Consider the following 23,711-nt stretch of genomic DNA (forward strand, 5'->3'; position numbering starts at 1 on the left):
CATGAAGATTCGTTCACAAATCGGCATGGTCCTGAACCTGGACAAATGCATCGGCTGCCATACCTGCTCGATCACCTGCAAGAACGTCTGGACCAGCCGCGAAGGCATGGAATACGCCTGGTTCAACAACGTCGAGACCAAGCCCGGGATCGGCTACCCGAAAGAATGGGAAAACCAGGACAAGTGGAAGGGCGGCTGGGTGCGCAACGCCAACGGCTCGATCAACCCACGGATCGGCGGCAAGTTCCGGGTGCTGGCGAACATCTTCGCCAACCCCGACCTGCCGAGCCTCGACGACTACTACGAGCCGTTCGACTTCGACTACCAGCACCTGCACACCGCGCCCCTGGGCGACCATCAGCCGACCGCGCGGCCGCGCTCGGTGGTGTCCGGCAAGCGCATGGAAAAGATCGAGTGGGGGCCGAACTGGGAGGAAATCCTCGGCAGCGAATTCGCCAAGCGGCGCAAGGACAAGAACTTCGACCAGATCCAGGCGGACATCTACGGCGAATACGAAAACACTTTCATGATGTACCTGCCGCGCCTGTGCGAGCACTGCCTGAACCCGGCGTGCGCGGCGTCCTGCCCGAGCGGGGCGATCTACAAGCGCGAAGAGGACGGCATCGTCCTGATCGACCAGGAGAAGTGCCGCGGCTGGCGCATGTGCATCAGCGGCTGCCCGTACAAGAAGATCTATTTCAACTGGAAGAGCGGCAAGTCGGAGAAGTGCATCTTCTGCTACCCACGGATCGAGGCGGGCATGCCCACCGTGTGCGCCGAGACCTGTGTCGGGCGCATCCGCTACCTCGGCGTGCTGCTGTATGACGCCGACCGTATCGCCGAGGTGGCGAGCACCGCCAGCGAGCAGGACCTGTACGAGAAGCAGTTGGAGATCTTCCTCGACCCGCATGACCCGGCGGTGATCCGCCAGGCCCTGGAAGACGGGGTTCCGCAATCGGTGATCGACGCCGCGCAGCGTTCGCCGGTGTACAAGATGGCGGTCGACTGGAAGCTGGCGCTGCCGCTGCACCCGGAATACCGCACCTTGCCGATGGTCTGGTACGTGCCGCCGCTGTCGCCGATCCAGAACGCCGCGGCCGCCGGCACCGTGGGCATGAACGGGGTGATCCCGGATGTCGACAGCCTGCGCATCCCCCTGCGTTACCTGGCCAACCTGCTGACCGCGGGCGACGAGAAACCGGTCAAGCGCGCCCTCAAGCGCCTGCTGGCGATGCGTGCCTACAAGCGCGCCGAACAGGTCGAAGGCGTGCAGGACCTGCGGGTGCTCGAAGAGGTCGGCCTGAGTGTGAGCCAGGTCGAGGAGATGTACCGCTACCTGGCCATCGCCAACTACGAAGACCGCTACGTGGTGCCCAGCGCACACCGCGAGGAGGCCATGAGCGACGCCTTCGCCGAGCGTTCCGGCTGCGGCTTCAGTTTCGGCAGTGGCTGCAGCGGCAGCTCCGACACCAATATGTTCGGGGCGAAGAAGGCCAACCGCCGCGACGTCCTGAAAACCGTGCAGCTGTGGGAGGAATGAGCATGCGCATCCTGAAAGTGATTTCGCTGCTGCTCGACTACCCGAGCGCAACCCTGGTCGAGGGCCGCGACGAACTGGAGCAGGCGATCATCCAGGCCCGGGAAATCAGCCCGAAGCAGCGCGGCGCGCTGTTCGAGCTGCTGGAACTGATCTGCAACAACGACCTGATGGATGGCCAGGAGCACTACGGTGCGCTGTTCGGCCGTGGCCGCTCGCTGTCGCTGCTGCTGTTCGAGCATGTGCACGGCGAGTCCCGCGACCGCGGCCAGGCCATGGTCGACATGCTCGCCCAGTATGAAGCCGCCGGCTTTGCCATCGGCATCAAGGAGCTGCCGGACTACATCCCGCTGTACCTGGAGTTCCTCTCCACCCGCGACGACCTTGAGGCCCGCGAGGGCCTGGCCGATGTCGCGCATCTGCTGGCCTTGCTCGCGGCGCGCCTGGAGGAGCGCGAGAGCGCCTACGCCAGTTGCTTGCGCGCCTTGCTGCAGATCGCTGGCGAGGAGCCGCACCAGGCGGTGGCCGACCTGCGCGAGCAGGTGGCGGCCGAGCCGCGCGACGACTCCCTCGAAGCCCTGGACAAGGTCTGGGAAGAGGAGGCAGTGGACTTTCTCAAGGCCGAGCAGCAGGAACGTTGCAGCGCCATGCCAAGCGCGCCGGGCAAGCCCCGGGAGGAAAGCGCGGTACCGCTGCACTGGGTGGATTTTCAGCATCAGGGGCTGGCCGCCGCGCCAGCCGGGGAGGTGGGCAATGTCTAAGTGGAATCTGTTGGTGTTCGGGATCTATCCCTATGTCGCCCTGGCGATCTGCCTGCTGGGCAGTTGGGCGCGCTTCGACCTGTCGCAGTACAGCTGGAAGGCCGGCTCCAGCCAGATGCTCGACAACCGCGGCATGCGGGTGGCCAGCAACCTGTTCCATGTCGGCGTGCTGTTCGTCCTGGCCGGGCACTTCGTTGGCCTGCTGACCCCGGCCTCGGTCTATCACCACGTGATCAGCACCGAGCACAAGCAGTTGCTGGCGATGGTTTCCGGCGGCTTCTTCGGCCTGCTGTGCCTGATCGGTTTGCTGATGCTGATCAAGCGCCGCCTCACCGATCCGCGCGTGCGCGCCACCTCGAGCCCCTCGGACATCCTGATCCTGCTGGTGCTGCTGGCGCAGTTGCTGCTGGGCCTTTTGACCATAGTCGCCTCCACCGCGCACATGGACGGCTCGGTGATGGTGATGCTCGCCGATTGGGCGCAGAACACCGTGATGTTGCGGCCCATGGACGCGGCGGCGGCCATCGCGCCGGTCGGCCTGACCTACAAGCTGCACGTGTTCCTCGGCCTGACCCTGTTCGTGCTGTTCCCCTTTACCCGCCTGGTGCACATGGTCAGCGCGCCGGTCTGGTACCTGGGGCGGCGTTATCAAATCGTTCGGCAGAAAATCTGAGGAGGCAGTCATGTCTGGATGTGGATGTGGCGGCGGTAAAGGCGGCAGCGGCGGTTGCGGGTCTTCGGCCCGCGAAGAAACGCTGCTGCCAGAGAGTGAAGTAGAGGCGGGCGTGCAGGCTTTCACGCCGCCGGGCCATGAGCCGGCGGCCGCTGACGAGGCGCCTGTGCAACTGATCGCCAGCAGTGAGCAGGAGTGGCCGATCATCAGCGTCAACCAGGTGCCGATCACCCCGCAGGCGCTGGCCCAGGAGCTGCAATATCACCCGGCGGCCAGCCGCGAGGAGGCGGTGTACCAGGCGGCCAGGGCGCTGGTGATCCGCGAGCTGTTGCAGCAGCGCATCGCCGAACTCGGCCTGACGTTGCAGATCGGCGCCGGCGAGAACGAAGAGGAGGCCGCCACCCGCTTGCTGCTCGAACGCGAGGTGCAGGTGCCGGAGTGCGACGAGGCCACGTGCTGGCGTTACTACGACAACAACCGCGGGCGCTTTCACAGCGCGCCGTTGCTGGCGGTGCGGCACATCCTCCTCGAATGCGCGCCGGACGATGCCGGCGCGCGCAGCACGGCCCAGGTCCAGGCGGAGATTTTGCTGCAACGCCTGGACGAGCAGCCCGACAGTTTCGCTGCCCTGGCGCTGAAGTATTCGGCCTGCCCGTCGAAGGCCCAGGGCGGCTCCCTGGGGCAGATCAGCAAGGGCCAGACTGTGCCGGAACTGGAGCGCCAGTTGTTCGGTCTGGCGACGGGGCTGGCGGCCAAGCCGCTGGAAAGCCGTTACGGCTGGCACGTGGTCAGCGTCGACCAGCGGGTCGAGGGTCAGGCCTTGCCTTACGAGGCGGTGGCGACGGCGATCCGCAACCAGCTGCAACAGGGCGTCTGGCAGAAGGCTGTGGTGCAGTACCTGCAAACCCTGATCGGCGCCGCGGACATTCGTGGCATTCATCTGCAAGGCGCCGACTCGCCGCTGGTGCAGTAAGGGGAAGGCCATGAGCAATGGGATGCGGGACGGCTTTGGGCGGCAGATCGATTACTTGCGGATGTCGGTGACCGATCGTTGCGATTTTCGCTGTGTGTATTGCATGGCGAAGAACATGACCTTCCTGCCGCGCCAGCAGGTGCTGACCCTGGAGGAGTTGCAACGGTTGGCGGCGCTGTTCGTCGGCCAGGGCGTGCGCAAGATCCGCCTCACCGGCGGCGAGCCGCTGATTCGCCCGGGCATCGTCGACCTGTGCCGCAACATCGCCGCCTTGCCGGGCCTGCGCGAACTGGTGATGACCAGCAATGGCTCGCAACTGGAACGGCTGGCCCGGCCGCTGGCGGAGGCCGGGGTCAAGCGCATGAACATCAGCCTCGATAGCCTGGACGGGCAGAAGTTTCGCGCCATCACCCGCAACGGCGATCTCGACCCGGTGCTGCGCGGCATCGAGGTGGCGCGCGGGGCGGGGTTCGAGCGGGTCAAGCTCAACTGCGTGGTGATGAAGGGCCGCAACTTCGAGGAGGTGCCGCAACTGGTGCAGTACGCCATCGAGCAGGGCATCGACATCAGCTTTATCGAGGAAATGCCCCTGGGCGACGTCGGCCGTTCCCGGGGCGAGTCTTTCTGTTCCAGCGATGAGGTGCGGGCGCTGATCGCCAGTCGCCATGCCTTGCTCGACAGCACCGAGAACAGCGGCGGGCCGGCGCGTTACGTGCGCCTGGAGCGCCATCCGCGGACGCGCATCGGTTTTATCTCGCCCAACAGCCACAACTTCTGTGGCAGCTGCAATCGGGTGCGGATGACGGTCGAAGGCAAGCTGTTGCTGTGCCTGGGGCAGGACGATGCCCTGGACCTGCGCGGTTTGCTGCGGCGGTATCCGCTGGACGATCAGCCGTTGATCGATGCCTTGCAGCAGGCTTTGCGGCGTAAGCCATGGCGCCACGACTTTAGCCCCGGAGGTACGGTGCAGTTGGTGCGGTTTATGAATATGAGTGGGGGGTGAGGCGGTGTGTATATCCGTTGCTGCGGTAACGGCTACTTAAGGTTCCGCCCTTACGGCGGCTTACTTTTGAAAAGCGCAAAAGTAAGCAAAACGCTTTGCCCCACCACTCGGCACCTCGCTGAGGCTCGGTGTGCCCGAACGAAGGCATTACGGAGCGGGCCGCCGCCACGGGCCATCCATGGCCCGGGGCGGCTAAACCGGCATCCCTGCCGGTTTACCCGCTCCGTAATACCTCCGTTCGGCCAGCGTGGTTAACGGGGCGTCAGAGATCAAGATCAAGATCAAGATCAAAAGCCAAAGCCAAAACACAGCCTTCGCCGGGCGAAGCTTGCGGCTTTTGCCACCCTACGGCTCTTCTGCCGGACACGGCCGTTGATGGACGGATTTGGTCGCTCAGGCAACACGTTTTGTGTAGCCGCTGCCGAGCACAGCGAGGCTGCGATCGGCCCGCAGGGCCGCTAAACCTGACACCTCGTAGGATCTGGGGATATGCGGTGCCTGCCTGGCGAGTCCTTCGGCCTCGATCGCAGCCTCGCTGTGCTCGGCAGCGGCTACAGGGCCCGCGTTCTCAGCCAGGCCGGCCGGTAGGCCGCCGTCTTGCTTTTGATCTGAGCGCCCCGTTAACCACGCTGGCCGAACGCAGGCATTGAGCCGTGGGTAACCCGGCAGGGATGCCGGGTTAGCCGCCCCAGGCCATGGATGGCCTGTGGCGGCGGCCCACGGATCAATGCCTTCGTTCGGGCACGCCGAGCCTAGGCGAGGCGCCGAGTGGTGGGGCAAGAGCGTTTTGCTTACTTTTGCGCTTTTCAAAAGTGAGCCGCCGTAAGGGCGGAACCCTAAGCCGCCGTTACCGCAGAAACGGATATGCACACGAACCAAAAAAACTTGATCACGATCAATGGCAATCCACCCGACTCTCCGTAACCTCACTGCATCTTGTGTTTTAAAAGTCAAAAACATCTATATGTAGTATGCGGAGGTCAAATGCACAGCACGCTGATCAGGGTGGGCAACAACCGCCTGCACAAACGCGATGGCAGCCTGGTTGCCTTCGATGCGGACAAGATCCGCCAGGCGTTGATCGCCGCCGGCAAAGCCAGCGGCGAGTACGCCGACGTCGAGGCCGAGGGTTTGCTCAAGGCGGTGCTGGCCCACCTTGAGGGGCATGCGCGGCTGCATGTGGAGCAGATCCAGGACCGGGTCGAGCGGGTACTGATGGACGCCGGGTTCTTCCTCGCCATGCGCGCCTACATCGTCTACCGCGAACAGCATGGGCGCCTGCGTCGCGACCGCAAGACCCTGGTCGAAGTGGCGGCCTCGATGAACGAATACCTCGACCGCGAGGACTGGCGGGTGCAGGCCAACGCCAACCAGGGGTATTCCCTGGGCGGGCTGGTGCTCAACGTGTCCGGCAAGGTCACCGCCAACTACTGGCTGGACGAGGTCTACAGCCAGGAGATCGGCCGCGCCCACCGCGAGGCGGACCTGCATATCCACGACCTCGACATGCTCGCCGGCTACTGTGCCGGCTGGTCGCTGCGCACGCTGTTGCATGAAGGCCTCAATGGCGTGCCGGGGCGGGTCGAGGCCGGGCCGCCCCGGCACCTGAGCAGCGCCCTGGGGCAGATGGTGAATTTCCTCGGCACCTTGCAGAACGAATGGGCCGGGGCCCAGGCCTTCAGTTCTTTCGATACTTATCTGGCGCCCTATGTACGCAAGGACCGCCTGAGCTACCCGCAGGTGCGCCAGGCGATCCAGGAGTTCATCTACAACCTCAACGTACCGTCGCGCTGGGGCACCCAGACGCCCTTTACCAACCTGACCTTCGATTGGGTCTGCCCGGAGGATCTGCGCGAGCAGGTCCCGGTGATCGGCGGCGAGGAAATGCCCTTTGCCTACGGCGAGCTGCAAACGGAAATGGACCTGCTCAACCGCGCCTATATCGAAGTGATGCAGGCCGGCGACGCCAAGGGCCGGGTGTTCACCTTTCCGATCCCGACCTACAACATCACCCATGATTTTCCCTGGGACAGCGAGAACGCCGACCGCCTGTTCGAGATGACCGCCCGCTACGGGTTGCCGTATTTCCAGAACTTCCTCAATTCGGACATGCAGCCCAACCAGGTGCGCTCCATGTGCTGCCGCCTGCAACTGGACGTGCGCGAGCTGCTCAAGCGCGGCGGCGGGCTGTTCGGCTCGGCGGAGCAGACCGGCTCCCTGGGCGTGGTGACGATCAACTGCGCGCGCCTGGGCCATGTGTTCAAGGGCAATACCAGCGGCCTGCTGCAACGCCTGGACGCGCTGATGGAGCTGGCGATGGAGAGCCTGGAGGTCAAGCGCAAGGTGATCCAGCACCATATGGACGCCGGCCTGTATCCCTACACCCAGCGTTACCTGGGCACGCTGCGCAATCACTTCTCGACCATCGGCCTCAATGGCCTGCACGAAATGCTGCGCAACTTCAGCGGCGACGAGCAGGGCATGCACACCGAGCAGGGCCGCCAGTTCGCCCTCAGGCTGCTGGACCATGTGCGTGCGACCCTGGTGCGCTTCCAGGAAGAAACCGGCCACCTCTACAACCTCGAGGCGACCCCGGCCGAAGGCACCACCTACCGTTTCGCCAAGGAAGACCTCAAGCGTTACCCCGGCATTCTCCAGGCCGGCAGCCGCGAGGCGCCGTACTACACCAACTCCTCGCAGTTGCCGGTGGGCCACACCGACGATCCGTTCGAGGCCCTGGAGCTGCAGGACGAACTGCAATGCAAATACACCGGCGGCACCGTGCTGCACCTGTACATGGCCGAGCGGATTTCCTCGACCGCGGCTTGCAAGCAGCTGGTGCGCAAGGCCCTGGGACGCTTCCGCCTGCCGTACCTGACGGTGACCCCGACCTTTTCCATCTGCCCGGTGCATGGCTACCTCGACGGCGAACACGAGTTCTGCCCCAAGTGCGACGAAGCCCTGCTGCAGGCCCAGGCCTCGGGCGCTGTGCACTGACCTGTCTTCCCCCAACCGCAAGGAGTTCCACCATGACCCCACAGCACACACTGCCCCAGGCGCAACGCCAGCGCTGCGAAGTCTGGACCCGGGTGATGGGTTATCACCGTCCGGTCTCGGCGTTCAACCCGGGTAAACAGTCCGAGCACCGCGAGCGCGTGCACTTCACCGAACAGGCGACCGCGGCAGGGCGCCAATGAGCCGAAAGATGCGGGTCGGGGGCATGGTGCCCCTGACCACTCTCGACTACCCGGGCCTGCTCGCCTGCGTGCTGTTCTGCCAGGGCTGCGCCTGGCGTTGCCGCTACTGCCACAACCCGCAACTGATCCCGCCGCGCGGCAGCGAGGAGCTGGACTGGTGCCGGGTCCTGAGCTTCCTGCAACGCCGCCAGGACCTGCTGGACGCGGTGGTGTTCAGTGGCGGCGAGCCGACCCTGCAGGACGGTTTGCCGGGGGCGATGGAGGAAGTGCGCGCCATGGGCTTTCGCATCGGCCTGCACAGCGCTGGCATCAAGCCGGCGGCCTTTGCCCGGGCGGTGGCCGGCGCCGACTGGGTCGGCTTCGACGTCAAGGCCCTGGCCGAAGACGCGCCGATGCTCACCGGTGTCCCGGGCAGCGGCAAGGCCAACTGGCGCAGCCTGGAGCTGTTGCTGGACAGCGGCGTCGACTACGAATGCCGCACCACCGTGCACTGGCACCTGTTGCAGCCGGCGCGCCTGCTGCTCCTCGGCCAGCGCCTGCAAGCCCTGGGGGTCAAGCGCTTCGCCGTGCAGATGGTGCGCACCGCACGCATGCTCGACCCGCAACTGCCGAGCACCCCGCAACAGGTGCTGGTGCCGGACCTGTGGCAGCACCTGCGCGAGATGTTCCCGGTGTTTGTGTTGAGGGGGTAGGGGCGGGGCATTCAGGTATATCGGTCGCCGCCCAGGGGGGCAGGCGACCCTGTGATCAATCCGCCTCCTGCCCAGCGGCGATAACAATCTTCTGGTCCCCCAGCCAGCGCCGGGCGCCGCAGCCGTTGCGCGAGTAGATGTCCTCGGGGTTGTTGAGCCCGCAGTGTTCCAGCGACATGCAGCCGCAGCCTATGCATTCCTCCAGGTTCATGTTCAGCCGTTCCAGTTCGGCGATGCGTTGCTGCACCCGGGTTTTCCAGGTGGCGGTCAGGCGTCGCCAGTCCGCGCCGGCCGGTGCGGTGTTGATGGGCAGGCCGGTCAGTTGCTGGATGATTTCATCCAGCGAGAAACCGATGCGCTGGGCGAACACGATGTAGGCGATGCGCCTGAGGACCGAGCGCGGGTAGCGGCGGTGGCCGCTGCCCACGCGGAGCGAGTGGAGCAGCCCGCGGGACTCGTAGAAACGCAGCGCCGAGGCCATGACGCCGCTGCGCCGGGCGACTTCGGTGATGGTCAGCAGCGGCTCGCTTGATTTGTTCATGGGGCCTCCGAAGGGGCTTTACTTAAAGTTAGCTTTAACTTTTATATTCCGCCTGCCTATAAATCAACAGTGCAGTGACAGCGGAGTCCACTTTCATGAATCGAATTCGCCGGGTGCTCGGTCGAAGCAGTTCTTCAACCCATCGACTCGGAGCGCTGTGCCTCCTGTTGGCGCTGGGCGGCTGTAACGAGAAGGGCGAGCCGGTCGCCGCCGCGGCGCCGGTGGTCGAGGTGACGACCGTGAGCGTGCAGGCGGTGCGTGAGTGGGACCTGTTCAATGGCCGCATCAGCGCGATCGATGCCGTCGACCTGCGGCCGCGGGTCAGCGGTTATGTCGACCGGGTGGCGTTCCGCGAGGGCGACGAGGTGGAAAAGGGCCAGACCCTGTTCGTCATCGACCCGCGCCCGTACCGCGAGGCGCTGGCCAGTGCCCAGGCCCGGCTGGCCCGGGCTCGCGCCACGGTGCGCCTGGCCACCGAGCAGGACCGCCGCGGCCAGGCGCTGGTCAAGCAGTCGGCGCTGTCACGGGAGGAGGGCGACATTCGCAGCGCCTCCCTGGCCCAGGGCGTGGCGGATGTCAACGCGGCCGTCGCCGAGGTGGCCACGGCCCAGCTCAACCTCGACTTCACCCAGGTCCGCGCGCCGTTTTCCGGGCGCGTCGGGCGGGCCATGCTGACCCTCGGCAACCTGGCCCAGGCCGACCAGAGCATATTGACCAGCATCGTTTCCCAGGACCCGATGTACGTCTATTTCGACGCCGACGAGCAGAGCCTGCTGCGCTACACCGAGCTGCTGGGCAAGGGCCAGCGCCCGGGGGTGAGCAATACCGTGCGGGTGGGTCTTGCCAACGATGTCGGGACCTTCCCCCTGACCGGCACCGTGGACTTCCTGGATAACCAGGTTGACCCGGCCACCGGCACCATCCGCGTGCGCGCGGTGCTGCCCAACCCCGAGCGCCGGCTGACCGCGGGCCTGTTCGCCCGGGTGCGTCTTGAAGGCGGCAGCGAGACCCGCGCCGTGCTGATCGACGACCGTGCGGTGCAAACCGATCAGGACCGCAAATACGTGTACGTCATCGGCCCGCAAAACCAGGCCTTGCGCAAGGACGTGACCCTCGGTCGCCAGCTGGATGGCCTGCGGGTGATCAGCGCCGGGCTGGCGGCCGGCGATCGGGTGGTGCTGAACGGGGCGCAGAAGATCTTCTACCCGGGCATGGCGGTGGAGCCCAAGGAAATCGCCGCGCCGACGCAGCAGGCCTCGACCGCCGCGCCCCAGACGCCAGTGGCGAAATAAGGGAGAGCGGCCATGGATTTTTCCAAATTCTTCATCGACCGACCGATCTTCGCCATCGTCCTGTCGATCATCATTTTCGCCCTCGGCCTGATCGCCATCCCGGTGCTGCCGTCGGGGGAATACCCCGAGGTGGTGCCGACCAGCGTGGTGGTGCGCGCCACCTACCCGGGGGCGAACCCCAAGGAGATCGCCGAGTCGGTCGCCGTGCCCCTGGAAGAGGCGATCAACGGCGTCGAAGGGATCATGTACATGAAGTCGGTCGCCGGCTCCAACGGCAGCCTGGCGGTGAGCATCACCTTCGTCCCCGGTGTCGATCCAGACACCGCCGCGGTGCGCGTGCAGAACCGCGTGAGCCAGGCGCTGTCGCGGCTGCCGGAGGAGGTGCGGCAGTATGGCGTGACCACCCAGAAACAATCGCCGACGCCGCTGATGTACGTCAGCCTGCTGTCCCCGGACAACAGCTACGACTCGCTGTACCTGCGCAACTACCTGACCCTGCACGTCAAGGACGAGCTGTCGCGGCTGTCCGGGATCGGCGATGTCGGGGTCTACGGTTCGGGCGACTACGCGATGCGCATCTGGATGGACCCCAACAGCCTGTCCGCCCGCGGCCTCACCGCGGCCGACGTGGTCAATGCGATCCGCGAGCAGAACGTGCAGGTCTCGGCCGGCCAGTTGGGCGCCGAGCCTTCGCCGCAAGGCGCCGATTTCCTGGTGTCGATCAGCGTGCGCGGGCGTTTGCGCAGCGAGCAGGAGTTTGCCGATATCGTCCTCAAGAGCGGGGCGGACGGGCAGTTGGTGAAGCTGTCGGACGTGGCCCGGGTCGAGCTCGGCGCGGGCGACTACACCCTGCGCGCGCGCCTGGATGACCGTAACCAGGCGACGGTGGGGATTTTCCTGTCGCCGGGGGCCAACGCCTTGCAGGTCGCCGAGGCGGTCTACGGCAAGCTCGACGAGTTGTCCCAGCGTTTCCCCGAAGGCGTGGCCTACAAGGCGGTGTGGGACCCGACGGTGTTCGTCCGCGAATCCATCAGCGCGGTGCAGCACACCCTGATGGAGGCGGTGGTGCTGGTGGTGCTGGTGGTGATCCTGTTCCTGCAGACCTGGCGCGCCTCGATCATCCCGCTGATCGCGGTGCCGGTGTCGGTGATCGGCACCTTCGCCTGGCTGTATTTGCTGGGCTATTCGATCAACACCCTGACCCTGTTCGGCCTGGTGCTGGCCATCGGCATCGTGGTCGACGATGCGATTGTGGTGGTGGAGAACGTCGAGCGTTTCATCGAGAAGGGCTATGACCCGCGGGAGGCGGCGCACCGGGCGATGAAGGAGGTGTCCGGGCCGATCATCGCCATTGCCCTGGTGCTCTGCGCGGTGTTCATTCCCATGGCCTTTCTCTCCGGTGTCACCGGCCAGTTCTACAAGCAGTTCGCGGTGACCATCGCGATTTCCACGGTGATCTCGGCGATCAACTCCCTGACCCTGTCGCCGGCCCTGGCGGCCAAGCTGTTCAGGCCCCACGGCGCGCCGCAGGACTGGCTGGAGCGGGGCATCCAGAAGGTCTTCGGGGGCTTTTTCCGCGCCTTCAACCGGATGTTCAAACGCCGCTCCGACGGTTATCACGGCCTGGTGTCCTACTCCCTGGGGCGGCGCGGCTCGGTGTTCTTCCTCTACGCCTTGCTGCTGGTCGGCACGGCCTGGCTGTTCAACCTGGTGCCGGGCGGTTTTATCCCGACCCAGGACAAGCTCTACCTGTTCGCCGGCGCCAAGCTGCCGGAAGGCGCGTCGCTGGCCCGCACCGATGCGGTGACCAGCGAGCTGATCGAGACGGCACTCTCGGTGGAGGGGGTGGATACCGTGCCGGCCTTCAGCGGCCTGAATGCCTTGCAATCGGTCAACACGCCGAATGTCATGGCCGCCTACGTGATCCTCAAGCCGTTCGACCAGCGTCAGCGCGGCGCGGTGGAGATCAGTGCCGAACTCAACGCCAAGCTGTCCCAGGTCCACGAAGGGTTTGCCTATGCGCTGTTGCCGCCGCCGATCCAGGGGCTGGGCAACGGTTCGGGCTATTCGCTGTACCTCGAAGACCGCGCCGGCCTCGGCTACGGCGCCTTGCAGAATGCCTTGAGCGCCTTCCAGGCCGCGGTGGCGCAGACCCCGGGCATGACTTACCCGGTCAGCTCCTACCAGGCCAACATCCCGCAGCTGGAGGTGCAGGTGGACCGGGTCAAGGTCAAGGCGCAAGGGGTGTCGTTGAGCGATGTGTTCAATACCTTGCAGACCTACCTGGGCTCGGTCTACGTCAATGACTTTAACCTGTTCGGCCGGGTCTACCGGGTCATGGCCCAGGCCGACAGCTCCTACCGGCAGACCGCCGAGGACATCGCCAACCTGCGGGTGCGCAACGACCGGGGCGAGATGGTGCCGCTCGGCGCGATGATCACCGTGACGCCCAGCTACGGCCCCGATCCGGTGGTGCGCTACAACGGCTACCCGGCCGCCGACCTGATCGGCGACTCCGATCCCAAGCAGCTGTCGTCGGGCCAGGTGATCGCCAAGCTGGAAGAAATCGCCGCTCGGGTATTGCCCCGCGGCATCACCCTGGAATGGACCGACCTGAGCTACCAGCAGGTCACCCAAAGCCATGCCGCGGCGGTGGTGTTCCCGCTGGCGGTGATGCTGGTGTTCCTGGTCCTCGCGGCCCTGTACGAGAGCTGGACGCTGCCCCTGGCGGTGATCCTGATCGTGCCGGTGTGCATGCTCGCGGCCTTGTCGGGGGTGTGGCTCAGCGGTGGCGACAACAATGTCTTCGTCCAGGTGGGGCTGGTGGTGCTGATGGGCCTGGCCTGCAAGAACGCGATCCTGATCGTCGAGTTCGCCCGGGAGCTGGAGCTCCAGGGCAAGGGCATCATCGAGGCGGCGCTGGAGGCCTGCCGCCTGCGCCTGCGGCCGATCGTCATGACTTCGGTGGCGTTTATCGCCGGTTCCGTGCCCCTGCTGATCGGCAGCGGCGCCGGCAGCGAGATCCGCCGCGCCACCGGGGTCGCGGTGTTCTCCGGCATGCTCGGGGTGACCCTGTTCGGCCTGTTCCTGACCCCGGTGTTCTATGTCGCCTTGCGCAAGCTGGCGGTGCGCTACGCGCCGGCGGTCACGGCGTAGCAGGCAGCCCGGGGTGCCGAGGCGGGCGCCCCGGGCCTGTCATTCTTGACCCCGATCAAGGGCATTTCCCCGCGGGCGTCGTAGCCTGGGAATCACTCCTACCCGCGATCCGGGGAACGCCATGGCCAAGAATTTTCCCATCAGCCCCAAGCACCCCGAACGCATCTGCTGGGGCTGCGACCGCTACTGCGCGGCCAATGCCCTGGCCTGCGGCAATGGTTCGGACCGCACCATGCACCCCGCCGAGATGCTCGGCGACGACTGGTACCTGCACGGCGACTGGGGCATCGAGCCGCCGATCGTGTCGGACAAGGCGCTGGACGAGGAGCGGTCCTGAGCCGGGAGCGCGGTTTTTCCCAGAATCCCTGGTCAAGGGATTGCCCCTACAGCGTCACAACGCTGTTCTTGGTTGAACCTGTGAAGCCGTATTGGTTTGCGCTGTTTGAAGCCGGTGCGTGAACTACAGCGGTAACGCCGTAGCCCTCAATCCCTGGTCAACCCCGGTGTCTGGGGCGGCACGTCGCCGCGCAGGTCCGGGTGGTCGCGTTCGCGGAAGCGGCGCAGTCCTTCCTGGGTTTCCGGTTGATGGATGGAGCGGTTGAAGCACTCGGCTTCGATGCGCAGGCCCTCGGCCAGGGGCTGGCCGTAGCCGCGGATGAGTGCTTCCTTGTCCGAGCGCATGGCGGGCTGGGGCAGGGTGCAGAGCAGGTGCGCCAGTTCCAGCGCGCGCTCCAGCGAGCGGCCCTTGGCGACGACCTCGTTGACCAGGCCGATAGCCAGCGCCTCGCTGGCGCAGATGACCTTGCCGGTGAGGATCAACTCCAGCGCCCGGCCCATGCCGACGATGCGTGGCAGGCGCTGGGTGCCGCCATCGCCCAGGCCGATGTTCCAGCGGCGGCAGGTCACGCCGAAGGTGGCGTGTTCCTCGGCGATGCGCATATCGGCGAAGCAGGCCCACTCCAGGCCACCGGCGTAGGCCGCGCCGTTCACCGCGGCGATCACCGGTTTGTAGATATCCGTCCAGCGGCTCGGGCCGATGATCCCGGGGCGCTCGCCGCGGTTGTGCGCGGCGATCTCGTCCGCGGTGGTGGGCACCAGATCGAGCGCCGCCTTGAGGTCGCCGCCGGCACAGAAGGCCTGGTCGCCGGCGCCGGTGATGATGGCCACGAGGGCGTGCGGATCGTCGCGAAAACGACTCCAGGCCTCGATCAGTTCCAGGTGGGTGGTGGGGCCGATGCAATTGCGTTTCTGCGGCCGGTTGAAGCGGATGATCCTGATCGGTCCCTGGGTTTCGTAGTCGATTTCGGTGAAGACCATGGCCGCCGCACCTCCTGTGGTTGGCGAGGAATGTCCGGTACCCGGCCAGGCTTTCGGGCGCAGGCAAGGCACAACCTGCGAGTGTAGCTCCCGGGTTTTTCCGGCCTTCCCGGTCGCTCGATGGTTACCGATCGGAAGTCTGCAGCCCGCCTTTCGCCAGGGCGGATGGAAGGACCTCGGTCCTGGCCAGGCGCCGGAGCAGCGGGGTGGTCATCAGGGTGGTGGCGATGGCCACCATCAGCAGCAGGAAGAACGCGCTCTGGGAGATCAGCCCCATGTCCAGGCCCACGGAGAGCACGATGATCTCGATCAGGCCGCGGGTGTTCATCAACACCGCAACGCTGCGCGAGACCTCCACGGACAGGCCGGCCAGGCGTCCGGCGAGGTAGCAGCCGGCGGTTTTACCCAGCACCGCGGCGACGAAGAAGGCCAGCAGCCACAGCCAGCTGTCGAGCGGCGCCAGGGCGCCGAGGTCCATCTTCAGTCCGGTGGCGGCGAAGTAGAAGGGCACCAGCCCGATGTTGACGAAGCCTTCCATATGGCGGTGCCAGTGCTGGCGCTGCTCGCGCAGCAGCCAGCCGGCGATCAGCCCGCCCAGGGCGCTGTGCAGGCCGATCAGGGTGGTGATCCAGCCGCACAGCAGGGCGGTCGCCAGCATCAGCGCCATGCTCATGTCGGCGGCGGGGGTCGCGCCGCGGGTCGCGAGCAGCCGTGTCAGGGCGTGCAGCAGCGGGCGCAGGCCCCAGCGGGCGAGGACCAGGAACAGGGCGATAAAGGCCAGCTGGCGCAACACCCCGAACAGCGAGCTGTCGCTGCTGGACAGCGCGATGATGAGGGTCAGCAGCACCCAGCCAATGATGTCGGTGATGGCGGCGGCCGCGATGCCCACCGTCCCGGCCAGCGAGTGCTCCAGCCCCAGGTCGCTGATGATTCGCACCAGCACCGGCAGGGCGGTGATCGACAGCGCGATGCCACAGAACAGCACGTAGCCGAGCCGGGGCTGGGCGGGCGCCAGGGCGCCGTGGGAGAGCAGCCCGACCATGGCCCCGAGGGCGAAGGCCAGGATCACCCCGCCGGCGGCCACCGAGAGGGCGCTGAAACCGATCTTCTGGTTGCTCAAGTGACTGTTGTCGAAACGCAGGCCGATCTGGAACATCAGCAGGACCAGGCCGATATTGCCCAGGGTCTCGATGCCTAGGCGGATGGCCGCCGGGAAGACCGCCGCATGCCACTGCGCGCCGAGGGCCAGCAGCAGGCAGGGGCCGAGCAGGATGCCCACGCAGATTTCGCCGATCACCCGCGACTGCCCCCAGCGGGCCAGCAGCGCGCCACACAGCTGGCTGGCGACGATGATCACCGCCAGCTGGAAAAACGGCAGGGCCGAGAACAGTTGCTGTAGCGTCGACATGGCGTCCTCCGCCTATTTCACCGCGAACGAGTCCGCGGTCGTGGTCAGGGCGCTCAAGCGGCGCCGTGCCTCTTCGCCAAAGGGTTTCGAGCGCCGGCTCTGGGCATCGATCTGCACGATCACCGTGGTGGCCAGGGCCGCGCAGCGTCCGTCCTGGAACAGCGCCTGCTCCAGTGTCATCGAGCTTTTGCCGAGGGTGGCGACCCGGGTGCCGATCTGCACCGTGCCGGGCCAGCGCAGTTCGGCGCGCAGGTCGAGTTCCAGGCGCGCGATGACAAATTCGCTGCCGGGCTCGGCGAGCGGTGCGTGCGGGTCGTAGATGATCTCCACCCGCCCGGTTTCCAGGAAGGTGGCGAACACCGCGTTGTTCACATGGCCCTGGCGGTCGGTGTCGGCATAGCGGATCTTGTCCGAGGAACGGACGGCGAAGTCGTGCAGGGCGGGGTCATTGGACATGGCGTGCTCCAGTCGCGAGAGGGGTGGCCAGGGTCGCCGCGCGCGCCAGCCCGCCAAAGGCGTCCAGCAGGCGTTCGCGCCAGGCATGCAGGGCGTCGTTGGGTGCCAGCAGCTCTTCACTACTGGTGCAGCGCGCCCACATGAACATGCCGAACACACAATAGTCGGCGTAGGCCGGGGCCTCGCCGGCCAGGAAGGGTTGGCCCTTGAGGGTCTGGCGAAGCGGGGTCAGGACCTGGCGCAACTGCTCCAGGTGCCTGGCTTGCGGGGCTACCAGCTGTTCCAGCGAGGTGCCGAAATGCGCTTCCCGGGAGCTGCGGAAATACTCCCGGTCCTCGTCGGCCAGTTGCTCGTACACATCCAGCAGGATCACCCGGGCCACGGCGGGCAGCAGCATGCTGTCGGCCCAACGGTTGACGAAGCCCGCCAGCGCGATGGCGTCGCGGCTGCCGAACAGGGACGGGCGCTCGGGGTAACGCTGCTCCAGGTGCAGGGCGATGCGCCAGGAGTCGCTGATGCTCTGGTCGCCGTCCACCAGCACCGGGACCGCGCCCTGCCGGGAAAAGGCGATGCGCGCTTTGTCGCTGAAGCGCCAGGCGATGCGCTGGCTTTCCAGGCCTTTGTGGGCCAGGGCCATGCGGGTTTTCCAGCAGTGCGGGCTGAAGCGCAGGTCCGGGTCGGCGCCGGCCAGTTCGTAGAGAGTCAGGGATGCGCTGCTCATGCTTGGTTTTCCTTTGCTATGGACGTGGTTGCGCACCGCTCATGCAGGTCGCTCATGGCGTGGGCCCTGGTGGCCTGGGCGTCGGCTGGCCGATGGCGCCCGGCAGCGGGCGCGGGCGTTGCGGCAGCAGGGTCAGGAGCATGCCGGCGGTCACCACCAGCAAGCCGGCGATGGCAGTGCTGTTGGCGCGCTCGCCGAGCAACAGGGCGGCCAGCACCATGGCCGTGCCCGGCACCAGCGCGGCGAAGGTGGAACCGAGCGAAGCGCCGAGCAGCTGGACCGAGCGGCTGTAGAAGAACAACGCCACCGTCGACACCAGCAGGCCCTGGTAGACCACCTGGATGCCGATATCCCAGAGCGGCGCCTGGAGGATCCGCAGTCCGCGGCTGGCCAGGTAGGCCGGCAGGTACAGGACCATCGAGCACACCGAGACGATCGCCGTGGCGTGCAGCGCGTCGCTGCCGGACCATTTCGACACCAGGGTGTAGATCGCCCACAACAGGCCGCCGAGCAGGAACATCAGGTAGGCGTAGGGCGAGGCCTGGGCCCCGGCGAAACTGTGCCAGCCGGCCAGCAGCACGCCGCCGATGATCAGCGCGGTGCCGGCGTTCGCCCGGGCGCCGAGGCGGGTGCCGAACAGTCGTGCGCTGAGCAGGATCGACAACAGGATCATGCTGCCGGGGGTCACCACCGCGAACAGTTCCACCGGGGCCAGGGCCAGCCCCTGGGCCACCACCAGCATGTACGGCGCGCCGATGCCGACGACCATCAGGCCGATGGTTGTCCAGCTCAGGCCCCGGCGGCCATGGCGGAGCAGGTACGGCAGCAGGATCAGCCCGGAAACGCCGTAGCGGATGCAGGTGATGTCGTAGGCATCCAGCGGCGTGCGGGTCAGCCCCAGCCGGGTGACCACCGGGAACGCGCCCCAGATCAAGGCCGCGGCGAGGCCGCACAGAATGCCGGCCCAACGCTGTTCGGGACTGACGGTGAGCGTCATGAGCGGGTCCTCGCTGCGGCGCCTGGGGGCTAGCGGTGGCCGATCTTCACCGAGCCGGCGTTGCCGCGCTTGCGCAGGTAGGCGTACTCGAGGTCGTTGAGCAGCATCTGCGCCCGGTTGATGTGGCGCGAGGCGTAGTTGAGGCTGGTGAGGAAGTGCGCCAGCTCCTCGGTCTCGGCGAAGCTGCCGTTGTCATGGGCAACCTTGGAGAGGTCCAGGTTGCGGCGGTTCTCCAGCTTGTCCAGGTAGTCGATGTCGATCACCCGGAACGCCGCGCCGATGCTCAGGCCGCGGGCATTGAGCACCTTGTGCCATTCGAAGGGCGGGTTGATCAGCACGTCGCCCGGCTCGACATAGACGGTGTCGGCCTCGTAGTCGCCGCCCGGCGCTTCGCGGCCGCTGCTGGTTTCGAACATCAGGTCGTAGTCGCGGAACTGGTCGCCCAGCTGCGGTGGGCGGGTGCTCCACTTCTTGGTGCCGGCGATCATCACGAAGATGTTGAGGGTGGGGAAAATGTGCCAGTCGCTGCCCACCGCGCCGCGGGCCGGCTCGCCGTATTCCTGGGTGCTGTAGCCGAGGAACATGTGGCCGGTGACTTTCCAGGCGTCGATGCTGAACCAGGGTTTGCTGAAGACGTGCTGCTTGACCAGGTTGAAGGCGTCCTTGCCCCACTCGTAGGGGTCGTTGTAGCTCGAGGAAATCGTGCCCAGGTGCGAGTAGACGTCGAGGTTATGGGTGAAGATGTCGTCGAGGAATTCCTGCCCGGTGCCGACGCGGCCGGTGACGTAGTTGTAGTCCGAGGCGCCGTTCTCGTCGCGCATCGACACCGGCTGGTCGCCGGACTTGACCCGCCATTGCAGGTTTTTTCCCGAGCCGACCTGGTCGAAGAACGACCGTTGCGCGAACTCCTCGCCGATGGGTGCGAGTTTGCGTAGCAGGGCGGGTTTGGTGAAGCCCTCGGTGAAGCGCTCGACCTTGTCGCGGGTGAGCTCGCCCTTGTGCTCGGCGGGCTCGATGACATTGATGTAGCCATACTGGATACGACTGTTCGAAACCATTTCGTAGACTCCTTTTTCCTGACGTAAAAAGAGAAAACCGCTCGCGCCCACGCCCGCTGTTAGCGGGCGTGGCTGCGCAGGTGAAGCCGACTTCCTTGCGTGGCGCGCAGCGGAAGTCGTGGACCAGTACATCAAGCATGCTTACCGCACAGCACCTATCGGGTATGATTGACAGGTGTGTCAAAGATCGCAGTGTTGGTATCTTTGACAAGGTTGTCAACAATTATGTGAGCAGTGATTTTTATGGCGGGTGTCAGGCAGTTTGACGAAGAAAAGGTGTTGTCGGCGGTCCTTGATGTGTTCTGGCGCAAGGGCTGGCAGTCCACCTCCATGGCCGACCTGGCCGAGGCGGCCGAGGTCCAGCGCGGCTCGCTGTACCACGCCTACGGCGGTAAGGAGGCGTTGTTCCTGCTGGCGTTCGAAGCCTACGCCACGCGCTTTTTGGGCAACGCCGCCAAGGCCCTCGAGGCCGCGGACGCCGAGACCGCGCTGCGGCAGTTTTTCCAGGTGGCGATCAGCAACATGACCAGCGGCACGCCAGCCAAAGGTTGCCTGACCACCAAGACGGCCACCGACGCCGACACCATCGGCCCACGCATCCAGCAACGCTTGCGCGACCTGTTGGACGCCCTGCAACTGACCATCAGCACCGCGTTGTCGGCCGAGCCGATCCAGGGCGACCTGGCCCTGGCGCCGGATGAAGTGGCGCAGGTCATGGTCACCTTCACCCGCGGGCTGGCGGTGATGGAACGCATCTACCAGGAGCCGGAACGTTTGCGCACGACTGCCGATTCCCTGGTGCGGTTGCTGGTGCCGAGCGTCCGGGCGCGGGCCTAGGCCTTACGGTGGTTTACCGGACGTCACGCCCGAGCGACTGCTTCCAGTCCCGCAACACCTCGATCAGGGCACGCAGCTTGGGCGGGACGTGCCGGCGGTTGGCGTAGTACAGCCACATGGCCGGCAGCGGCTGGCAGGTGCCGGGCAGGACTTCCACCAGCTGGCCGCTGGCGAGGTCGGCGGCGATCCGTTCGCGAATGAACACATGGGCAATGCCGATGCCGGCGCGGGCGGCTTCGATCACCGCCTGGGTGTCGGTGCTGATGAAGCGTCCGGGCACATCCAGCCTCACCTCGTGCTGGCCGTCGTGCAGCTGCCATTTGTGCATCTGCCCGCTGCTGGGAAAACGAAAACGCACACAGGAATGCTGGTGCAGCTCGTCGATGCTGCGCGGCGCCGGGCGGCGCGCCAGGTACTGCGGGCTGGCCACCAGGGCGCATTGCAGCGGCGGGGTGATCTGCACCGCGTGCATGCCCGGATGCAGGGCGTCGGCCAGGCGGATGCCGGCGTCGAGCTGCTCCTTGACGATGTCCACCAGTTGATCTTCGTAGCGTATTTCCAGGGTGACCCTGGGGTAGCGCTGGAAGAAGTCCTCGAGCAGCGGGGCGACGATCAGGTGCTTGGCCATGTGCAAGGCACTGATGCGCAGATGCCCCGACGGCTCGCCCTGGGTTTCCCCCAACTCGTCCCGGGCCTGCAGCAGGCTGCGGTAGCCGGCTTCGCTGCCTTCGTGAAAACGCTGGCCGCTTTCCGTCAGGCTGACGCCGCGGGTGGTGCGGTGGAACAGCCTGGTCTGCAGTTCGCTTTCCAGCTGGGTGATGGCCAGGCTCACGGCCGCCGGGGTCACGCCCAGCACGGCGGCGGCGCGGGTGAAGTTGCCGGTCTCGACCACCGCCATGAAGAGGTGCAGCCCGGCCAGTGGATCGCGTCGGCTCATTGTTAGGAATACTTAATAGTGTTGTAGGAAGAATGCGGATTCTCTTAAAGCTACGAGCTTCATAGACTCTTTTCAACCGCAAAGGAGTCCTGCCATGCACTGGCCCGTCACCCTCAAACCCGCCCGACAGATGCTCGACAAGGGCATCGCCAAAGCCATGCAGATGCAGCTGTCGGTGTGCATCGCCATCGTCGATTCGGGCAGCAACCTGCTGGCGTTCGTGCGCATGGACGACGCCGTGCCGGGGGCGATCGACCTGGCCCAGCGCAAGGCCCGGACTTCGGCGCTGTTTCGTACCGCCAGCGCCGAACTCGGCGCCTTGTCCGGGCCGGGGCAGTCGTTGTGGTCGATCGAGCAGAGTAATGGCGGCTTGACCAGCTTTGCCGGCGGCCTGCCCATCGTCGATCAGGCGGGGCGCTGCCTGGGCGCCATCGGCGTCTCCGGTGGCACCGCGGTTGAAGACGAAATCATCGCCCGGGCTTGCCTCTGAGCCCTGGCCTGCGACATTTTCCTGGAGAACCCAAAATGAGCAAAAAACGTATTCTGGTCACTGGCGCCGGTTCGGGCTTTGGTCGCGCGGTGGCGCTGCGCCTGGCTGCCAACGGCCATGAAGTGATCGCCGGGGTGCAGATCACCCCGCAGGTCACCGAACTGCGCGAACTCGCCGCCAGCCTCGACCTCAAACTGCGGGTGGAGAAGCTCGACATCACCTCGGCCCGCGACCGCGCCTATGCCTGGCAATGGGAGATCGACGTGCTGCTGAACAACGCCGGCGATGCCGAGACCGGCGCCATCGCGGAAATCCCCGTGGATATCCTGCGCGCCCAGTTCGAGACCAACGTGTTCGCCAACCTGGAGCTGACCCAGGGTTTCGTGCGGCAGATGGTCGAGCGACGCAAGGGCAAGATCGTCTTCGTCTCGTCGATCGCCGGCCTGCTCACCGGGCCCTTCACCGGCGCCTACTGCGCCTCCAAGCACGCCCTGGAGTCCATCGCCGAGGCCCTGCACATGGAGCTGGCGGAGTTCGGCATCCAGGTCGCGACCATCAACCCCGGGCCCTATTCCACCGGCTTCAACGACCGGATGATGGAGACCTGGAAAAGCTGGTACGACCCGCAGAAGCACTTCACCGATCACTCCGGGCTGAAGTTCCCCTTCGAGCAATACGACCCCGAGGAAATGGTGGCGAAGATGGTCGAGGTGGTGGAGGGCGACGGCGGGCCGTTCCGCAACCTGCTGCCGGCGCACTTCGTCGACATCGTCAAGCAGGATCAGCAGGACGCCTGGACGCGCCAGCAGTCGTAGGTGAGTCGGCCCTGCATCTCGACAGCCGGCCGGTACGTGTATGGCAGTGAGCTCACTACCTACATCAGGTGGGCGGCGAAGCCTTGCTGGTCGGCGGCGATCTCCGGGTGCAGGGTGAGTTCGGGGATCCGGTAGGCGCCGGCGTTCTGTGGGCGGAAGGCGATGGGCGCGGTCTGTTGCAGTTGGTCGAGGCGCTGCCCGAGCTGGTCGCAGATCGCCGCGAAACGCGCCTCGTCGATGCGCCCGGTGCGGTAGACCACGAACGGCGGCAGCACGTCGAAGCCGGGGTAATAGAGGATGCCGTGGTGGATCGGGAACAGCAGGTCGTCCATCGGCCCGTTGATGCCCCGCGGGCCATAGTGCGATTCCCAGCCGCCGGCGCTGACGATCAGCATCGCCCGCTTGCCGGCCAGGGTGCCTTCGCCGTAGCGATCGCCCCAGCGCGCGTCCGAATGCTCGCCCACGCCATAGGCGAAACCGTAGGCGTAGACCCGTTCCACCCAGCCCTTGAGAATCGCCGGCATGGAGAACCACCACAGGGGAAATTGCAGCAGCACGGTGTCGGCCCAGAGCAGTTTTTCCTGCTCGCGGGCGATGTCCGCCGATTGCCGGCCTTCTTCGAACGCGCGCTTGGAGTCCAGGGACGGATCGAAGCGGCTGTTGTCCGGCCGGCCCAGGCTGTCGTCGGCATCCAGCGGCGCCTTCCAGTTCATCGCATACAGGTCCGAGACCTGGACCGCGTGGCCGGCGGCCTGCAGGCGCTTGATCGTGAAGTCCTTGAGCGAGCCGTTCAAGGAGCGGGGTTCGGGGTGGGCATACACCAGCAGTACATTCATCACAGGGTCTCCAA

The 23,711-nt window shown here is 66.0% G+C and carries 23 protein-coding genes; 14 read left to right on the forward strand and 9 right to left on the reverse strand.

The features are described from left to right. The first annotated feature begins 1 nt into the window (after position 1). The 8 genes from narH to NRG23_RS00605 all read left to right on the forward strand — a co-directional run bounded on the left by narH (position 2) and on the right by NRG23_RS00605 (position 8,836). Positions 2-1,540: a nitrate reductase subunit beta gene (narH, locus tag NRG23_RS00570; protein ID WP_025810408.1), complete on the forward strand. Its 1,539-nt coding sequence runs from the start codon at positions 2-4 to the stop codon at positions 1,538-1,540. 2 nt (positions 1,541-1,542) lie between these two features. Next, positions 1,543-2,298, forward strand: coding sequence for a nitrate reductase molybdenum cofactor assembly chaperone (narJ, locus tag NRG23_RS00575; protein WP_039968062.1), 756 nt, complete (start codon positions 1,543-1,545; stop codon positions 2,296-2,298). Then, positions 2,291-2,971 carry a respiratory nitrate reductase subunit gamma gene (gene narI, locus NRG23_RS00580; RefSeq protein WP_009049445.1) on the forward strand — a complete coding sequence of 227 codons (681 nt, stop codon included), beginning with the start codon at positions 2,291-2,293 and terminating at the stop codon, positions 2,969-2,971. Before narJ ends, narI begins: the two co-directional genes overlap by 8 nt. A gap of 10 nt (positions 2,972-2,981) precedes the next feature. Next, positions 2,982-3,944, forward strand: coding sequence for a peptidylprolyl isomerase (locus tag NRG23_RS00585; protein WP_257373494.1), 963 nt, complete (start codon positions 2,982-2,984; stop codon positions 3,942-3,944). Positions 3,945-3,954: 10 nt separating this feature from the next. Further along, positions 3,955-4,947 carry a GTP 3',8-cyclase MoaA gene (gene moaA, locus NRG23_RS00590; protein ID WP_103331834.1) on the forward strand — a complete coding sequence of 331 codons (993 nt, stop codon included), beginning with the start codon at positions 3,955-3,957 and terminating at the stop codon, positions 4,945-4,947. A gap of 984 nt (positions 4,948-5,931) precedes the next feature. Further along, complete coding sequence (locus NRG23_RS00595; protein ID WP_009049442.1) at positions 5,932-7,944, forward strand: ribonucleoside triphosphate reductase; 2,013 nt, start codon at positions 5,932-5,934, stop codon at positions 7,942-7,944. Between the two features lie 32 nt (positions 7,945-7,976). Further along, complete coding sequence (gene nrdD / locus NRG23_RS00600; protein ID WP_103331758.1) at positions 7,977-8,144, forward strand: anaerobic ribonucleoside-triphosphate reductase; 168 nt, start codon at positions 7,977-7,979, stop codon at positions 8,142-8,144. After that, positions 8,141-8,836 (forward strand): anaerobic ribonucleoside-triphosphate reductase activating protein, encoded by a 696-nt coding sequence (locus NRG23_RS00605; RefSeq protein ID WP_172833377.1) that lies wholly within the window; start codon positions 8,141-8,143, stop codon positions 8,834-8,836. Before nrdD ends, NRG23_RS00605 begins: the two co-directional genes overlap by 4 nt. A gap of 55 nt (positions 8,837-8,891) precedes the next feature. Here the strand turns inward: NRG23_RS00605 and soxR are convergent, their stop codons facing one another. Beyond that, complete coding sequence (gene soxR / locus NRG23_RS00610) at positions 8,892-9,377, reverse strand: redox-sensitive transcriptional activator SoxR (protein WP_009049439.1); 486 nt, start codon at positions 9,375-9,377, stop codon at positions 8,892-8,894. 95 nt (positions 9,378-9,472) lie between these two features. Between soxR and NRG23_RS00615 the strand changes: the two genes are divergently transcribed. The 3 genes from NRG23_RS00615 to NRG23_RS00625 all read left to right on the forward strand — a co-directional run bounded on the left by NRG23_RS00615 (position 9,473) and on the right by NRG23_RS00625 (position 14,162). Further along, a complete protein-coding gene (locus NRG23_RS00615; RefSeq protein ID WP_053269268.1) occupies positions 9,473-10,669 on the forward strand; it encodes an efflux RND transporter periplasmic adaptor subunit in 1,197 nt (398 codons plus the stop codon). 12 nt (positions 10,670-10,681) lie between these two features. Continuing rightward, positions 10,682-13,825 carry an efflux RND transporter permease subunit gene (locus tag NRG23_RS00620; protein ID WP_009049437.1) on the forward strand — a complete coding sequence of 1,048 codons (3,144 nt, stop codon included), beginning with the start codon at positions 10,682-10,684 and terminating at the stop codon, positions 13,823-13,825. 121 nt (positions 13,826-13,946) lie between these two features. After that, a complete protein-coding gene (locus NRG23_RS00625; protein ID WP_009049436.1) occupies positions 13,947-14,162 on the forward strand; it encodes a DUF3079 domain-containing protein in 216 nt (71 codons plus the stop codon). Between the two features lie 146 nt (positions 14,163-14,308). Here the strand turns inward: NRG23_RS00625 and NRG23_RS00630 are convergent, their stop codons facing one another. The 6 genes from NRG23_RS00630 to NRG23_RS00655 all read right to left on the reverse strand — a co-directional run bounded on the left by NRG23_RS00630 (position 14,309) and on the right by NRG23_RS00655 (position 19,782). Then, entirely contained in the window at positions 14,309-15,142 is an 834-nt protein-coding gene (locus NRG23_RS00630; protein WP_257373495.1) for an enoyl-CoA hydratase/isomerase family protein, read from the reverse strand. 124 nt (positions 15,143-15,266) lie between these two features. Next, positions 15,267-16,550, reverse strand: a complete 1,284-nt coding sequence (locus NRG23_RS00635) for a cation:proton antiporter (RefSeq protein ID WP_257373496.1) — start codon at positions 16,548-16,550, stop codon at positions 15,267-15,269. Positions 16,551-16,562: 12 nt separating this feature from the next. Next, entirely contained in the window at positions 16,563-17,006 is a 444-nt protein-coding gene (locus tag NRG23_RS00640) for a thioesterase family protein (protein WP_016703260.1), read from the reverse strand. Further along, complete coding sequence (locus NRG23_RS00645; RefSeq protein ID WP_257373497.1) at positions 16,996-17,727, reverse strand: glutathione S-transferase family protein; 732 nt, start codon at positions 17,725-17,727, stop codon at positions 16,996-16,998. Before NRG23_RS00645 ends, NRG23_RS00640 begins: the two co-directional genes overlap by 11 nt. A 52-nt stretch (positions 17,728-17,779) precedes the next feature. Beyond that, the gene (locus tag NRG23_RS00650) at positions 17,780-18,724 is read right to left on the reverse strand and encodes a DMT family transporter (protein WP_257373498.1); all 945 of its coding nucleotides are present in this window, start codon (positions 18,722-18,724) and stop codon (positions 17,780-17,782) included. A gap of 29 nt (positions 18,725-18,753) precedes the next feature. Beyond that, positions 18,754-19,782: a class 1 isoprenoid biosynthesis enzyme gene (locus tag NRG23_RS00655; protein ID WP_038633114.1), complete on the reverse strand. Its 1,029-nt coding sequence runs from the start codon at positions 19,780-19,782 to the stop codon at positions 18,754-18,756. 276 nt (positions 19,783-20,058) lie between these two features. Here NRG23_RS00655 and NRG23_RS00660 point away from each other — a divergent pair, with 276 nt between their 5' ends. Next, positions 20,059-20,619, forward strand: a complete 561-nt coding sequence (locus NRG23_RS00660; protein ID WP_223815595.1) for a TetR/AcrR family transcriptional regulator — start codon at positions 20,059-20,061, stop codon at positions 20,617-20,619. A gap of 13 nt (positions 20,620-20,632) precedes the next feature. On the opposite strand, the gene NRG23_RS00665 is transcribed toward NRG23_RS00660, so the two are convergent. Beyond that, entirely contained in the window at positions 20,633-21,556 is a 924-nt protein-coding gene (locus tag NRG23_RS00665; protein WP_257373499.1) for a LysR family transcriptional regulator, read from the reverse strand. A gap of 94 nt (positions 21,557-21,650) precedes the next feature. Here NRG23_RS00665 and NRG23_RS00670 point away from each other — a divergent pair, with 94 nt between their 5' ends. Together NRG23_RS00670 and NRG23_RS00675 are read left to right on the forward strand one after the other, a co-directional pair. Continuing rightward, positions 21,651-22,046, forward strand: coding sequence for a heme-binding protein (locus NRG23_RS00670; RefSeq protein WP_009049427.1), 396 nt, complete (start codon positions 21,651-21,653; stop codon positions 22,044-22,046). 35 nt (positions 22,047-22,081) lie between these two features. Further along, entirely contained in the window at positions 22,082-22,861 is a 780-nt protein-coding gene (locus tag NRG23_RS00675) for an SDR family oxidoreductase (protein WP_009049426.1), read from the forward strand. Between the two features lie 59 nt (positions 22,862-22,920). On the opposite strand, the gene NRG23_RS00680 is transcribed toward NRG23_RS00675, so the two are convergent. After that, complete coding sequence (locus NRG23_RS00680; RefSeq protein ID WP_041990209.1) at positions 22,921-23,697, reverse strand: NAD(P)H-dependent oxidoreductase; 777 nt, start codon at positions 23,695-23,697, stop codon at positions 22,921-22,923. Between the last annotated feature and the right edge of the window lie 14 nt (positions 23,698-23,711).

This window comes from Pseudomonas sp. T8, from assembly GCF_024610635.1.
In the GTDB taxonomy this organism is placed as follows: Bacteria; Pseudomonadota; Gammaproteobacteria; order Pseudomonadales; family Pseudomonadaceae; genus Aquipseudomonas; species Aquipseudomonas chlororaphis_I.